The sequence below is a fragment of the Leeuwenhoekiella sp. CH_XMU1409-2 genome, from assembly GCF_037029365.1.
Classification (GTDB): domain Bacteria; phylum Bacteroidota; class Bacteroidia; order Flavobacteriales; family Flavobacteriaceae; genus Leeuwenhoekiella; species Leeuwenhoekiella blandensis.
This window is the reverse complement of the sequence record NZ_JAYMEI010000005.1, coordinates 37,633-52,981: the sequence shown is the minus strand read 5'-3', so window position 1 is coordinate 52,981 and position 15,349 is coordinate 37,633. Positions and strand designations below refer to the sequence as shown.

Annotated in this window: 7 protein-coding genes; 2 read left to right on the top strand and 5 right to left on the bottom strand. The window is 38.5% G+C overall.

The window, feature by feature from the left end; all coding sequences use genetic code 11:
- Positions 1–4: 4 nt before the first annotated feature.
- On the bottom strand, positions 5–1,576 hold the full coding sequence (locus WA338_RS06940) for a bifunctional GNAT family N-acetyltransferase/carbon-nitrogen hydrolase family protein (RefSeq protein WP_009780726.1): 1,572 nt from the start codon (positions 1,574–1,576) through the stop codon (positions 5–7).
- 29 nt (positions 1,577–1,605) lie between these two features.
- Positions 1,606–5,316: a metallophosphoesterase gene (locus WA338_RS06935; protein ID WP_009780727.1), complete on the bottom strand. Its 3,711-nt coding sequence runs from the start codon at positions 5,314–5,316 to the stop codon at positions 1,606–1,608.
- A 57-nt stretch (positions 5,317–5,373) separates the two neighbouring features.
- On the opposite strand from WA338_RS06935, the gene WA338_RS06930 reads away from it, so the two are divergent.
- Positions 5,374–6,579, top strand: coding sequence for a Pycsar system effector family protein (locus WA338_RS06930; protein ID WP_009780728.1), 1,206 nt, complete (start codon positions 5,374–5,376; stop codon positions 6,577–6,579).
- Positions 6,580–6,644: 65 nt separating this feature from the next.
- On the opposite strand, the gene WA338_RS06925 is transcribed toward WA338_RS06930, so the two are convergent.
- Positions 6,645–9,017: a GAF domain-containing protein gene (locus WA338_RS06925; RefSeq protein WP_272985901.1), complete on the bottom strand. Its 2,373-nt coding sequence runs from the start codon at positions 9,015–9,017 to the stop codon at positions 6,645–6,647.
- 185 nt (positions 9,018–9,202) lie between these two features.
- On the opposite strand from WA338_RS06925, the gene WA338_RS06920 reads away from it, so the two are divergent.
- A complete protein-coding gene (locus WA338_RS06920) occupies positions 9,203–10,345 on the top strand; it encodes a TlpA disulfide reductase family protein (protein WP_272985902.1) in 1,143 nt (380 codons plus the stop codon).
- A 94-nt stretch (positions 10,346–10,439) separates the two neighbouring features.
- Here WA338_RS06920 and WA338_RS06915 read toward each other — a convergent pair whose 3' ends face one another.
- Positions 10,440–12,008, bottom strand: a complete 1,569-nt coding sequence (locus WA338_RS06915; protein WP_272985903.1) for a SusD/RagB family nutrient-binding outer membrane lipoprotein — start codon at positions 12,006–12,008, stop codon at positions 10,440–10,442.
- A gap of 11 nt (positions 12,009–12,019) precedes the next feature.
- On the bottom strand, positions 12,020–15,112 hold the full coding sequence (locus WA338_RS06910; protein ID WP_272985904.1) for a SusC/RagA family TonB-linked outer membrane protein: 3,093 nt from the start codon (positions 15,110–15,112) through the stop codon (positions 12,020–12,022).
- Between the last annotated feature and the right edge of the window lie 237 nt (positions 15,113–15,349).

Sequence of the window (15,349 nt, the reverse complement as noted above, 5' to 3'; positions counted from 1 at the left end):
CAGGCTATTTTTTCTTCCACTTAAGCTGAAATAAATCTTTTCTTCGGTCTACCAAATTATGAACACTACCAAATTGATTTAGTTCTTTCAATAGATCAAGATCTACATCTGCAACGAGAATCATCTCAGCATTTGGCGTCGCTTCCGCCTTAACGCCGTTTGTAGGAAACTGAAAGTCACAGGGTGTTAACACCATACTTTGTGCAAATTGCATATCCATATTATGTACTTTTGGGATGTTCCCCACGCTTCCGGCGATAGCCACATAACATTCGTTCTCAATAGCCCGTGCCTGCGCACAATGACGCACACGGCTGTATCCATTTTGCGTATCGGTTAAGAAGGGAACGAAGAGAATATCCATTCCTTCATCTGCTAGTAAACGACCCAATTCTGGAAACTCAACATCATAACAAATGAGGATTCCAATCTTACCGCAATCGGTATTGAAGGTTTTCAGTTTTTCGCCACCGCTCATCCCCCAGGCTTTGGCTTCGTCCGGTGTTACGTGCAGTTTATAAAACTTTTCTATCGTACCGTCACGTTTACATAAGAATCCCACGTTATACAACGTACCGTCTTCCATATACGGCATACTCCCTGTAATGATATTGATATTATAGCTCACCGAAAGCTCACTAAACCGATCTCTTATGCGCTCGGTATATTTTGCTAATTCTCGTATCGCATCAGGTTCTGATAAGTGATTGTACGCTGCCATAAGCGGAGCATTAAAGAACTCTGGAAACAATGCAAAGTCTGAACGATACCCAGAAATGGTGTCGATAAAATATTCGGCCTGCTCAAAAAGTTCTTCAAAATTTTTATAGGTACGCATCTGCCATTGCACCAAGCCTAAACGTACAACGGTTTTGATCGCATTTGGCTTTTTTGCCGGCTTTTGATAATAGATATTGTCCCATTCTAAAAGCGCCGCATACTCTTTTGATTGCTTATCTCCTTCTAGGTAATTTGTAATAATCCGTTTTACGTGAAAATCATTACTCAACTGAAAGTCAAGCACGGGATCGTTAATCTCACGCGCACGCACTTTCTCTATGTAGGCTTTTGGAGAAAGTTCTTTGGCATACTGATGATAGTTGGGTAATCTTCCGCCAAAAACAATGCGTTCTAAATTAAGATTCTCACACAATTCTTTACGATAATCATAAAGACGTCGACCAATGCGCATGCCACGGTACTTATGAGAAATAAAGATATCTATACCGTACAATACATTTCCCTTGGGCGTATGCGTACTAAAAGTTTCATCGCCTGTGATTTCCATATAGGTATGCGAATCAGAAAACTTCTCGTAATCTACCACGATAGAAAGGGCACAACCAGCGATCTCCCCGTTTACCTTGACCACTACTTGACCTTCCGGAAAAATGGAAACCAGTTTTTGCAGCTCCTTTTTCTTCCAATAAGGATCTGGAATATTGGGATAAACAGCGATCATGATCTCCTTGAGTTCTTCAAAGTCTTTTACTTTTAAATACTCAAGATTGATGGTGTCTATGCGTTCGCGCTTTTCTGCACTGTCTGAATTATCTATGTGATCTACTTCTTTCATATGTTATACACCTTTCGGCAAAAATTATTCTAAAAATTAAATCCAAAACCAAACGAAACCCGATACCCTTCGCTTGACTTAAATAAGTTAAATGTACCGCTCAAAGCATCTGCACTATTTACCCAAAACCCGATGCCGTAGGAATCGTGCCAACGCTCTGACCCCTCATCCAGATCTGACCATACACGACCCAAATCATAACCGCCAAAAACACCTATTTGTAACGGCAGAAAACCGGTCTTGAATGTGTTAAAGGCATATCGCAAATCTCCCGAAGCTGCAAAAGAACGCTCTCCGGTAAAACGGTCAAAACGGTAACCGCGTAACCCATTTGCTTGCCCTAGGGTTGCAGCCTGATAAAACTCAGTATTATCTCCAAATCTAAACTGACTGCGTGCTGTCGTTTTTAAAACCAATTTACGGTTGGCACTTATTGCATTATAAAATCCCAGACTAGGATTGAGGTAAGCAAAACGCTTCCCGCTCTCGCTAAGGCTGTTGGTAAACCCGCCGTTTAGAACAAAATCCATACCTCGGGTGGGCGCCAGTGCATTGTCTTTACTGTGATACTCATAACTTGCATCAAGAGTCGCAAAATACTTACGCTCTTCCTGTTCTATGATATCAACAATATCAATGTACCTCAAATAATTATTATCAACCTCAATACCTTCAAAAAGCCCACGTATAGAAAAAGTGCTTCCATAATCTGAATTACGCAAGAGTCCGGCAGATGCTTCCAGCCTGCTTAAACGCACGCGATTAAAATTCATTCCCAGTTCATCATCATTGTTACTGGTCTCGTTTCCGTAGCCGAAAAAGTTTCTGGCGTAATTAGGTGTCGTATAACGCGCACTTAGCGATAAATTCCAGTCGTTCATTATCCCTGCAAATTCACCGCTATACTTAAAATCCAGTCCGCTTGTTGCAAAAAAGTATAACATCTTAAAGCGATGCTGTTGCGAGAACGGGTTTTGTCTAAAGCCTTGAATGGTATAAACGTCTGTCAAACCAAGACTGATCCCATTGTCTGGATTGTACCCAAAAGCAGGTGTTATTCCATTGGTGCGTAATATTTGTTTCTGATAATCGTAGGTGTTGTAATCATAAACATCGGTAAGTCTAAAGTTTGCTCCACCCCGCTCTTCAATGGTATTGGGTAGACTTTCGTGATCATAAACTTTTACCTTTCTTCCATTCTTGATGCGGTAAATATCGTTGTTCTGCCCTCCAATAATTCGCATAAAAATTGGATTATCTCCGGTTCCTTTCACTTCAAAAACATCATCATCATCAAGGCCGTAAATCCATAATTGTTTGGTTTCATCAGAATAATAGGTGCGGTCAAGCATTACATCTGCTTTTTCTCCCCCTTTAATTCTATAAACCTTTACGTGCGTTTGATCATCAGATCGGGTAATCTCAAAATAATCATCTTTATCTGTCCCGGTGACCATTTGTAATTCTACCAGATAATCATAAAACGAATCTGCGATGCTTACCAAATTATCTCTGCGCCCTTTAAGATTCTTCTTGATCTCATCTATAGACTGCCCGCTTCGTACTTCCGGAGGCAAATCGTTAAAAGCTTCTTCTATAATCTCATCGGTGATGTGCTCTTTTATAAACTGCGCTTCGTCGTGCCAAACCGCTCTTCCCGAGCGCTGGGCTAATGCCCGATCAAGTTTAATCCCTGCGTTGTTAAACCATTTCATATCGTCAAGATTCTCATCATAGACCTGAAATTGTCTCGCCATACCAAAAAGTGTTCGTGCAATGTCGAGAATCGCTCCGTCAAAATTGGTGAACACCTGATCCCGATCTCTTGGGATAGGTATAAAAACATCCTTTCCGTTTTGATTTTTATATTCTGCCCAGCGCCATTGATCATTGTGACGATCCCAGTCTCCAACAAGCATATCAAACATACGTGCGCGTATATAAGCTTGTTCATCTACGATGTTTTCTTCATCGCTACGCAGTTTATCAAGAATATCATCTGTACTTTCAATATCATCAGGATATGCAAAAGTAGCTCCCGAATATTCCTTTGCTGGTCGCTCTACAATCATGTAAAGTTGCTCTCCATAATCTTCATTATACTTACCTAAAGCGGGTTGCTTAGGTACATAATAAAGACGTGGCGTCGTGTGTAATACTTGAGCGGCCTCGCTCAATCTTGGGATGGCAAAAGCTCCGTAAGGATGTGCAGAAGTATAAAAATCCTGTATTAAAGATTCCGGTAGTGTATTGTCAAGATCTTCTTCAATATCTGCATTTTCCTTCAGAATAACCTTTTGTAAAAACTGAACCGCGCTTTTACGCAAGGCACGCATATTATATTCTCTTCCACTCTTATCTTTTAAACGAAGTGATACCGTTTGATGTCCTCCGCCGGGACGCACAACTTCCAATCCTCCATAAAGCGTATCAAGAAGTGCTACTGGAGCTGTTATTTGTTTGCCATAAACCTCGCGATAATGTTCTCCCCAAACACTTTCAAAAAGATCTGAACGCTGGGTTTCTTCAATAGAATAAACTGAGGTTTTTAACGTCTGCGGAAAGCTTGTAGGCAATTGTGAATAATCTACAATTGAATCAGGCGCATAGACTTCTTGCTGAAAAAATAACTCCGGTTCACCGGTTTCCTGATTGGTACCGTAATATTGAACCCAGGACGAACCGTCTTCAAAAATATCGAGTTTCGCAAATCCCTCATAGTCAGAACTGAAAAGTCCGTCGTTACCCAAATAAGCATAAGATGATTTTGAACCTGATCCTGAAACGATCTGCCGCACTTCATCATGTTCTATATATTGTAAGCCATGCTCGTGACCAGAAACAAAAACGATCTTCTTATGTGTTTGACCCAGGACACGAATGCGCTTCATCAATTCGTTATACTTTTCATTAAAGCGGTCTTGCTTAGAAACACCGCCTTGCGTTCTGATCTGCGTAACGAGCGAACCTAAAATAGGCACAGGAATTTTTTGTTGAGAAGGAAATAAATGTTTGTCTATTGCAAATTTCCCACCGTGAACCCCATTGGTATACATTGGGTGGTGCATAGCTATAACCAGCGTTTTTTGCTGATTTTTTTTAATCTCCCCCTCAAGCTCTATAAAGAATTTTTCACGGTCTTTAATGTTATCACAATTGTCATTGATCTTCGGGCTCTTATCCCAATCTTCAAGATACCATTGTGTGTCTAGAATGATCAAATGAACCGATTCATTAATATCATAACTCACTAGCGGGCAGCCGTCCTTTGGCAAAAAGATATCATCAAGCCCCGTAACCTCTTTTAGATATTCTTCTTCGCGATTTAAACCGTGCAAGTGGTCGTTGTACCAGTCGTGGTTTCCGGGAATAAAAATGGGAGTTCCTGAGTAGTTGTCAAAAGTCTCCACTTGTGCATCTAGACGGTGCTGTGCCAGTGGACGTTCTTCAGTGCCTTCTGGTGGCATCCCCACAGGATAAATATTATCACCCAAAAAAATAGCAAATGAAGAATCATCATTTGCTTTGTCTAAAAATTTCTTAAATAATTTAATGCCTTCTGTACTTTGACCCATCTCAGAATTCCCTGCATCTCCTAACAGATAAAAGGTTCTGTCAACCTTCTTAGATGTTGGGTAAATCCCTTGCTCTACGCCGTCTTTATACCTTGAAGTATAGGTTGCACAAGCCGAAAAAAACAGAAGTAAAATAAGTGTTAGAAGTATGTTATTTTTTATCATGCAAATTATTTTGGAAATTCTTTTTCGTATTTTTCCTTACTTTAACAAGTATACTCTATGGCTGAAACAGCAGAAAAATCTACAGAATCTTTTTCAAAAGCAGATCAGTTTGTTTTAGAACTTTTCAAGGAAAAACTTCCAAACAGTTATCTCTATCACAACTACAACCATACTGTGAGAGTTGTTAAAAGTACAAAGGAAATCATCGAAAATTCTCAAATTAATGTTAAACAGAAAGAGGCATTAATACTAGCCGCATGGCTTCATGATACCGGTTATACCGTTACTAGAGACGGGCACGAAAAAGCAAGTGTCGAGATCGCTAAGGAATATATGGCAAAGGAAAATATCGATGCCGAAACTCAAGAACTTGTCGAGCAACTTATCGCTTCGACCAAAATGGGTGTTGAGCCTCAAAACGAATTAGAGCGCATTTTAAAAGATGCCGATAATTCGCATTTTGCCAAAGATTATTACGCACAAACCAGCGAGTTTCTGCGTCAAGAATTACTGTTGACTGAAACCAAAAAATTCTCTCCGGCAGAGTGGCGCGAGGAAAACATTCAAATGTTTACCCACAAGCATAAATTTTATACCGATTATGCAGCGCGCAACTGGAAAAGTCAAAAAGATGAGAATTTAATTTCTCTCCTTAAGAAAGAAAAAAAGAAGAAGAAAAAATACCGAAAAGAAGAAGTAAAAGCCAAACTGAAGGCCAAATATAAAGATGAAAGTCCAGATCGTGGCGTTCAAACCCTATATCGTACTACGCTAAGAAATCATATCAAACTAAGTGATATTGCAGATACTAAAGCCAACATTTTATTATCTGTAAATGCGATTATTATTTCGCTGGCACTTTCTAATATGATCCCAAAACTAGATGCGCCAAGTAACCGTCACTTATTGATCCCAACATTAATTCTTGTGATCTTTAGTGTTGCTTCGATCATTATGTCTATCCTTTCTACACGGCCCAATGTAACTTCAGGAGAGTTTACACGTGAGCAAGTAAAGAAGAAACAGGTGAACATCCTTTTCTTTGGGAATTTTCATAAAATGAAATATGATCAATATCAATGGGCGATCAATGAGATCATCTATGATAAAGATTACATCTACGAGGCGCTTACAAAAGATTTATACCTTCTCGGTGTGGTGCTCAATAAGAAATACCTGCTATTGAGAAAAACCTATACCGTTTTTATGGTTGGAATTATCGTTTCGGTAATAAGTTTTATTATCGCATTTTGGTTAATTTAAATCAGCATTCAAAATTAAAAAAGCCCCGAAAATCGGGGCTTTTTTAATTTGTAAACGTGAGCTTATTAATCTAAGATTTCCATGAGATCTTCGTAAGTGATCGTCTCTTCATCATTTTGTCTAGGCAATTTAGAAGTGTATAATACATTTACACGAATTGCTTTCAATCCTACTACACCTTGTACATCTTCCAATTCTAGATACTCTACTTCGGTACCTAAATATTCTTTGCGCTGCAGGTAATTGATATATCTCGTGTATTCTTCAGCATCTGCATCCTGAGAATAAATGATCGCAATTTTTCCTTTTTGTGTGATACGCTCTTCGGTTCCTTTTACTAACGCTTTGTCGATGCGTTTTTTGATGATTTCATAACGTGCGTTGTACGTTCCATCTACATCAAATTTCTTTTCATCCATTCGATATCGAATAGACAACGTAGTACTAAAAACCAAAATTAAAGAAGCTGCATCAAGCTGTAGCTCTGCCCCTTCCTGCTTGTGGTAAAAATGATTTTCCATTTCACACATCGTGCACAGCTGCCACAATCTCAAATTATAGAGATATACTTTATTAAACTTATCACTAGGCGTCATTGAAGCACCAATGTAGATGTTGTGATCTACACCGTCTGTTTTGTAACGCTCAAAATAATGTGGAAAAATCTGTTGTGCTTCTTGTTGTTTTCTGTCTAAGAACGTTGCCAGATTTTGATTGATCAACTGTACCGTATCATCGTAATTCTTGCGGTTCTCATAGATCAACCCCGTATCTTTATTGATCGAAGTTTTATAATTATCGATCGCTTTTTTAAGTTCAGGGATTTTGGTGTTTAAATGACTCAATAACGGATTGACTTCATCCTGGAGCAAAGCAAACACTTCGCTTTCACTATTGGCATTCAAACGCTCGGTAATTTGTTCTGTAAATTCTTCTATCCTGAATTTTACTTGCTCGTAAATAGGCATCGGAGCTGTTTCTATCGCTAATTCAAGAATAGTATGAACCATTTTCAACTGAATCAAAATATCCTGCTGAATTGCTTTATTACGCTCGTCAGACGAACCTACAATATCTATTTGACCATATAAAGGATAAACATCTTCAAAAGCAATATCCTTAAACGCAGCAAATTTTCCTTGGTTTTGATTGGCTATAAAACGCTTAGCCTCCTCTTCAAAAATCCATAATACACTAGGATGAATACTTGTGCATTCACTTTGGATTACGGCTTTGATTCGGTTTTCTAACTCAAACTTTTTACGTTCTACCGTTGAAACAATGTATGGCATCACATCATCCAACTTGGTCGCATTAAGACTATGAAGTGCATTTTTCTTAGTAGAGACCAACTCAAGCACCGCCATAAGTTCGTTACCTCTAGCCACAGGAGCTAGAATACAACTCTTTATACCTTGAGCTTGTAAATTTTTTGCCAGCATATTTGAACTATGCTTATGCGCATACTCATCAACATCTGCAATGGTAAAATACTTCTTGTCTTTAATTAAAGTGTCATAAGAACACTCGCACATACTTTGTCTACAATCTGTGCGCATCTTATCGTTCAAAATAAAGCTAGAGCCTACACCGCCGTTCATTCGAGTAAAACAGTCGTCTTCCTGATTAAACTCGGTAAAACCAACTTGTAGATCTGGAATATTAAAGATCGAACTGAATATACTCTGAAACTGCTTTTCAGCATCAGTTTTGATGTTTTTTTGAGAAAGTAACGTACTCTTTAAGTCAGAAATTGAATCATCTACCGTAACATCGGTTAAATTTAAAATGGTAAGCCCTTTAAGAATCCAGCTTTTTGGAGGAAAATATTCTTTCCACATATCAAAGTCATCACCGTTTTCTATAAGCTTATCTACGATCTCAGGAGTGATTTCAATAGAATTTTCGGTAGGCTCGCAAAAGGTAAAATCGGCATTCATCGACGCTCTATACGTACGCATCACACCATTTTTATCTGGAATTTCATAAAAAAGCGGACGTTTAAAATCGATCTCGTAGTTGTAATAACTATTCAGAATGATCACACATCCGATGATATAAAAGTATTCAGGATCAAGATTGCGTATAGAAAGACTAAAATCTTCACCGGCATCATTCATAATTGCAGAAAAACGCTTGGTAGGATTAAAGATCTTATTCATAAAAGGCATCGTAGCCGCTTTGATCTCATTCTTGGTCAATGCTGCCGGAAATAGATTGTCTAAAAGCGTCCCTAAAATATCCTGATATTCGTCAATCTTATCAGGATCTTCTATTCCTTCAATCAATTCTGGATAGCTTTCGGCATAGTTCAAGACCGACTTGAGGTACTCTCTAGTAACCTCATTTTGCGACTGTTTCATGCGCTTTTTAAATTCCTCTAAAACCTTAGCGAAACTCAATTGTACTTGCAGTGGAAACTCTTGTAAATCTTCCATAAGCCTTTTATTTCTAATCAAAATACTAAAATTGATGGGAACCCGTTAGAACCTATTGGTCTTTAACAAAGGTTTAAACTTACACGCCAGGCTATAAAAACTTAAACCTATTTTCAATGCGTTGACCGATCATCGATTAAACCTCAAAATCCCGTATATTGCACGCCTAATTAAATACCTCTATAATGAATAAATATTTTTTAGCACTTGCAGCAACAATGCTACTTATATCCTGTGGTTCTGATGGAAATTTTAAAATTACAGGAACCACACCCGACATCAATAATGGAACCTATGTTTACTTGCAGAAAATTGACATCAACAATCAAATTCTCAATGTAGACACCACAGTTATCAAAGATGGAAAATTCAGTTTTACTGAAGATCCTGTTGAAAATTCAGAATTGATGGCATTATCTTTTCAAAAAATTCGTGGTAATGTTTTCTTTATTTCTGAAAACGAAGAGATTTCTATAAAGGCCTACAAAGACAGCTTATACACTTCTGAAGTTGATGGCGGCGCAGAAAACGACGTGTTCAAATTGTATTATGATGATGTGGTGACTTCTAACAATGAAAAGCAACGACTTCAACAAGAAGGAATGGCCGCTATGCAAAGTGGCGATACTGCAAAGGTTAACATCATTCGTAACGAGTTTGAGCAAATTAACGAGGCAGATACCAGAAGACGTATAAAATTGATCAAAGAACATCCTAATAGATTTATTAGTATTATCAGTCTTTCTGAACTTGTAGGAACCCGCGCTATTGAATCGAGCGAGGCTGAAGAATTATTTGAAAATCTTGATGCTTCTTTAAAAGAAACCAAAAAAGGAAAACGTCTTAATGAGATGATCGCAAAACTTAAATCTCAGGAAGCGGCAGCTGCTCAGGCAGAAATAGGAAATAAAGCTCCGGCATTTACCGCACCTACTCCAGAAGGAGGAGAATTGGCTCTTGCGGATGCTATGGGATCAAAATATACGATTATCGATTTTTGGGCGAGCTGGTGTAAACCTTGTCGTCAAGAAAATCCAAATGTAGTTTCAGTGTACAATACATATCACGATAAAGGTTTAAACATTATAAGTGTTTCTTTAGACCGTGCTTCTGCAAAAGATAAATGGCTTGCTGCTATAGAAAACGATAAGATGGACTGGTTTCACGTATCTAACCTGATGGAATGGCAAGATCCGGTTGCTCGTAAATATGGAGTAACTGCTATTCCTGCCACCTATCTTATTGATGCTGAAGGCGTCATTATTGATAAAAACTTACGCGGTGAAGCCTTAGTTGCTAAAATGCAGGAGTTATTAGGAGAAGGTTAATCTTCACTTTCTAAACGCTTGAAAACTTAAAAATAGAAAAGCCCCGGATGAATATCCGGGGCTTTTTTAAATATCAATATTAAGTATTGAATGCTTAATTCACATCCCACCAAAGTCTGGTACCACCGGTATCAGGACCTCCAAGTAGGTTGATCGCTTCAGTAACTGCTTCTCCGTTTGAAGAGATCTCATTAGTTACATAGATCACACGTTTCATCAATGATGTACCTACTCCTGCATCAGGATTATCTGTATAAAGAAGAGGATAGATCACTTGCTCATCTGTTCTTCTTAAATCTGCCCAGGTTTCCCAAGATTCAGGGAAAAGTGCAAGATATTTTTGTACAGCGATCTGCGTGCGTTGTTCTGCTTCATTTGCAGACCAGCTTACCGGTAGATCAACAGGTGTGTCATACAGATCAAGATCAGGATATAACTCTGTAATTACTGGTACAACCGGAGTAGAATTTCCTGCGATGTAAGAATCAATCGCAGCAGAATCTGTAATATTCCATTGGTTCATAGATAAACGGATACCGCTCTCGTAGAAGCTTTCTGCGTTTCCGTTCATATTCCATCCATTTAATGCTCCTTCTGCTCTGTTTAAGTAACATTCAGCAGCCATTAAAATTTCGATAGGTTTAGTTTCTCTGTAGTCATTACCTAAAACATCATCGTTAAATGCTGAGAATTCAGTAGTACCAAACTGGTCATTTAAACCTCCTGCAGGCTGACCTCTAAACTCTCCATCTTCAGTAGGTGCAAACCAAACTTCCATTCGTGGATCATCGTATCCCTTTAAAATACTTTCCATAGAAGCAGTCATATAATACCCCCAGCTGTTAACAATCATATTTAAGTTGTTAGGAGTAATATCACTTGTTGCAAAATATGCGCTCTCGTCATTACTTTCCATAACTCCGTTGGCTACAGCCAATTCTGCTTGTGTTTGTGCTCTTTGAGGATCTACATCAGAAATTCTTAAAGCAAGTCTTAAACGTAAACTGTTTCCAAAAGTTCTCCAGTTTTCAATATCTCCATTATAGATACGGTCTGAAGTTTGAAAAAGTCCGGCTGTAGACTCAGAAGTTGAACTCAATACAGCGTCTGCTTCATCTAGAAGAACAAAAAAGTCATCATAGATTTCACTTTGAGAATCATAGGCTACGCTTTCTGCTCCAGAACCTGCTTCAGTATAAGGAATAGGACCGTAATGATCTGTCATCTGGTTGTACATAAATACCTTCCAGATTTTTAGAATTGCCTGCGCTTCATCGTCACCTTCAGTTGCTAACATTGCATTTTGCAATGCTGGTACTGCTACGGTGTAAAATCTCAACCATCCACGTGATTCAAAGCCTCCAAAAGCATTTCTTTCGGTACTAAAACCAGTATTCATATACTGTACGAAGGTTGAAGAAATAATTCCTGTCGCGATACCCCAAGTTCCCTGATCATCAACTCCCGGAGAAGAATATGAACCATTGTGGGTCCCAGCATACTGTGCCGAAGCAAATGCAGGCCCTGCAAGACTCGCGTCAAGCTGATCTGTTGTTAGGGTATTATCGTTTGTATTTATCTCGTCAAAATCATCTGTACACCCAATAGCCAATGCGACCATAAGCGAAACAGCTGTTGTTTTTATATTTAAGTATTTTTTCATTTTGCTATTTTTTAAAATCCAAATTTCACACTAACCCCATAATCTCTTGTAGAAGGGATGTTAAAAGACTCTATACCTTGAAGGTTACCGGTACCTGCTCCTTGCTCAGGATCAAAATATTCTGCTTCGTTAAGAATAAAGAATAAGTTACGACCTACTAAAGAGATATTTACACTTTTGAAAGGTGAGTTCTCTAATAAACGCTGTGGCATTGCATAACCTAAAACCAATTCTCTTAAACGAATATTTGTTGCATCAAAAATAAACGGCTCTGCTACCGGAGTACGCTGTCCTATAGCGGTCCAGTACTGTTCTGCTGTAATATTTGTCGTGTTTTGTGAGTATGTACCATCACCATTGTCTACAACACCATCTACAACAAAACCATTTTCACGACCTGCAAGAGTCATTTCATTTACCCCTAAACCTGCTTGTCTAGCTTGAGTATATGAGATCACATCACCACCTATACGCATATCGATCAAGAAGCTTAAAGAGAAATCTTTGTATCTAAAGTTGTTCTTAAGACCACCGGTCCAATCTGGGTTAAAGTTACCACCATAAACATCAAAACTATTTGTTGCTAACGGAATACCCGCTTCATTAACGATAACTTCTCCTGCATCGTTTCTTTGGAAACCTTGCACGTATAAGTCACCATATTGACCACCAACAACAACTTTACTTCTTACTAAACGTCCTTGACCTAAAACAAGTTCGTCTCTTCCTTCAAAGATCGAAACGATCTCTGAATCATATGAAGCATAGTTTGCTAAAATATCCCAAGAGAAGTTTTCAGTTTCTACCGGAGTTGCAGTAAGCGATACTTCTATACCACTGTTTTGTACTTCTCCTCCATTCACGATGGCATTAGAATATCCTGAAGACTCTGGAGTATTGATGCTGAAGATTTGATTCTTGGTATTTGTTTTGAAATACGTGAAATCAACTCCTAATCTATTGCTTAAGAAACGTACATCTGCACCAAATTCAACCGAATTTGAAATCTCTGGCATCAAGTTAGGGTTTGCTGCTGTAGTTTGCGCATAAAGCATACCGCCGTTACCACCGATGTAAGAAAGCTGTGGACTTAACTGATAAGGATCTGTATCATTACCTACCTCTGCGTAAGAAGCTCTCACTTTTGCATAGGTGAAAAATTCTGGTAATTCTACCATTTCTGAAATGATACCAGAAAGACCTACAGAAGGATAGAAGAATGAACGGTTTTCTTCTGGTAATGTAGAAGACCAGTCATTTCTAGCAGTAACATCTAAGAATAATTTGTTTTGGTAACCTAACTGAGCAAAACCGTAAACAGAATTAATCTCTTTTTCTCTCTTTGTTGAAGATGAACCAATAGTTTCTACGTTAGCTAAAGCAAAGAAGTTACGTAAGCTCAATACACCTCCAGAAGTAAGAGAAGCACTGGTTTGCTTCAGCATGTTTGCACCTGCATTTACATTTAAACTGAAGTCACCAAATTTATTTTCATACGCTAATAATGCGTCACTGTTGATCTCTCTTACAGTCTCGTAGTATTCGCTGTAAGCACCTAAGTTGTTATTGAACGCGTTAGTCGCATAGCGATTTCTAAACGTTTTATTTGTCATATCATCGATACCGGTACGCACTTGTAAACTTAAATGATCGGTAAACTGATACTTTAATGAAGCCAAACCTATAAAACGGTTTCTTCTATCTGTACGAGCATCATTTCTAAGTGCAGACCAATATGGGTTACCACCTGGCGCACCTACCTCATCTCTAAAGTAGTTTGTTTGTAATTGCCCTTCAGCATCATAATATTCAAAATCACGATATTGACTGTGTGCAATACTACGTGGTAATAAGTAAGCTGATGTACCAATAGACTCCTCACCTGTTCGCAATAAGTTATCTATATCCTGAACGATGTAATTGGTTTTAACATCAACAGACAATCTATCTGTAAGCTGACTGTTTAAACGCAAGTTTGCGTTATGTCTGTTCAATTTGTTTCCTCCTACGATACCTTCAGCAGTAGTATTGGTATATGAGAAATATGCCTGTGTTTTATCACTTCCTGTAGTAATAGAAAGGCTATTTGCAAGATTATAACCTGTTTGATAAAAATCAATTACGTTATCCGGTTGTGGAGAATAAGCGTATGTAGCTGGACCATCATAGTCAGGGTTTCTTACAAGTTGCCAAGCTTCTACCTGACTTCCATCAAGTCTACCACCCCAGCTAGAGCTTGAATTAGGAACATAAACTCCGTTTGTACCTTGACCATACTCATTTTGTAAGTTCAATAAGTTATATGCCGAAGATGCCATAAAGTTTGAAGAAACTGTAATACTTGTTCCTTGTGCTCCGTTTCCTGATTTTGTTGTAATTACAATCACACCATTACTTGCACGTGTACCGTAAAGTGCGGCTGCAGAAGGACCTTTCAAAACACTGATGCTTGCGATATCATCAGGGTTGATGTTTGAAATTCCGTCTGGTTGTGTTGTACCTCCCGTATCTATATCAGAATTACGGTTTCCTGATCCATTACTAATAGGCACACCATCTACTACATAGAGCGGTTGGTTATTCCCGGTAAGCGATCTGTTACCACGTAAGGTAATTCTTGAGGCACTACCTACACCGTTTGAGGTTGTAGAAAAGTTAAGACCTGCAACCTTACCCGATAACGAGTTTGCAACGTTTAACGAGCGTGCTTCAGAAACTTCATCAACTTCTACGTTTTGCGCAGAATACGTGATCGCTTTCTTTTCTCGTTTAATACCTAAAGCTGTTACAACGACCTCACCAAGTTGTTGCTCATCTTCTTGTAATTGAACATCAATAACGGTTTGATCTCCAACAGTAATTTCTTGAGAAGTAAAACCTAAAGAAGAAAATGTAAGAACCGCATCTGAAGTTGTTAAGTCAAGAGTGTAGTTACCATCAAAGTCTGTTGAGGCACCGTTGCTCGTTCCTTTTTCAATGACATTTGCTCCGGGTAGGGGCATGCCGGTATTATCTGTTACCTTACCGGTAATGGTTTGCGCCACCACGCCTTGCATAAAGAGCAGTGTAACAAACCCAAGTATGTACTTTACCTTCACATTCATGTTTGTTGAATTTTGAGTTAATTAATTGTTATGAAAAACTTAATACAACTTAAAGGTGTCTATAAATTTGTGTTAAAAGAAACTATTTCGACATATAACATCTGTGAATAGGTTAATAACGTCGCAATTCGCATAAAGGAACCCTAGTACACCCTAAACGACATTACAGCATTTTTATAGATTTAAATCTATCAAGCGAAGAATCACTTCGATTTGCACAATACCTGATATATTGTC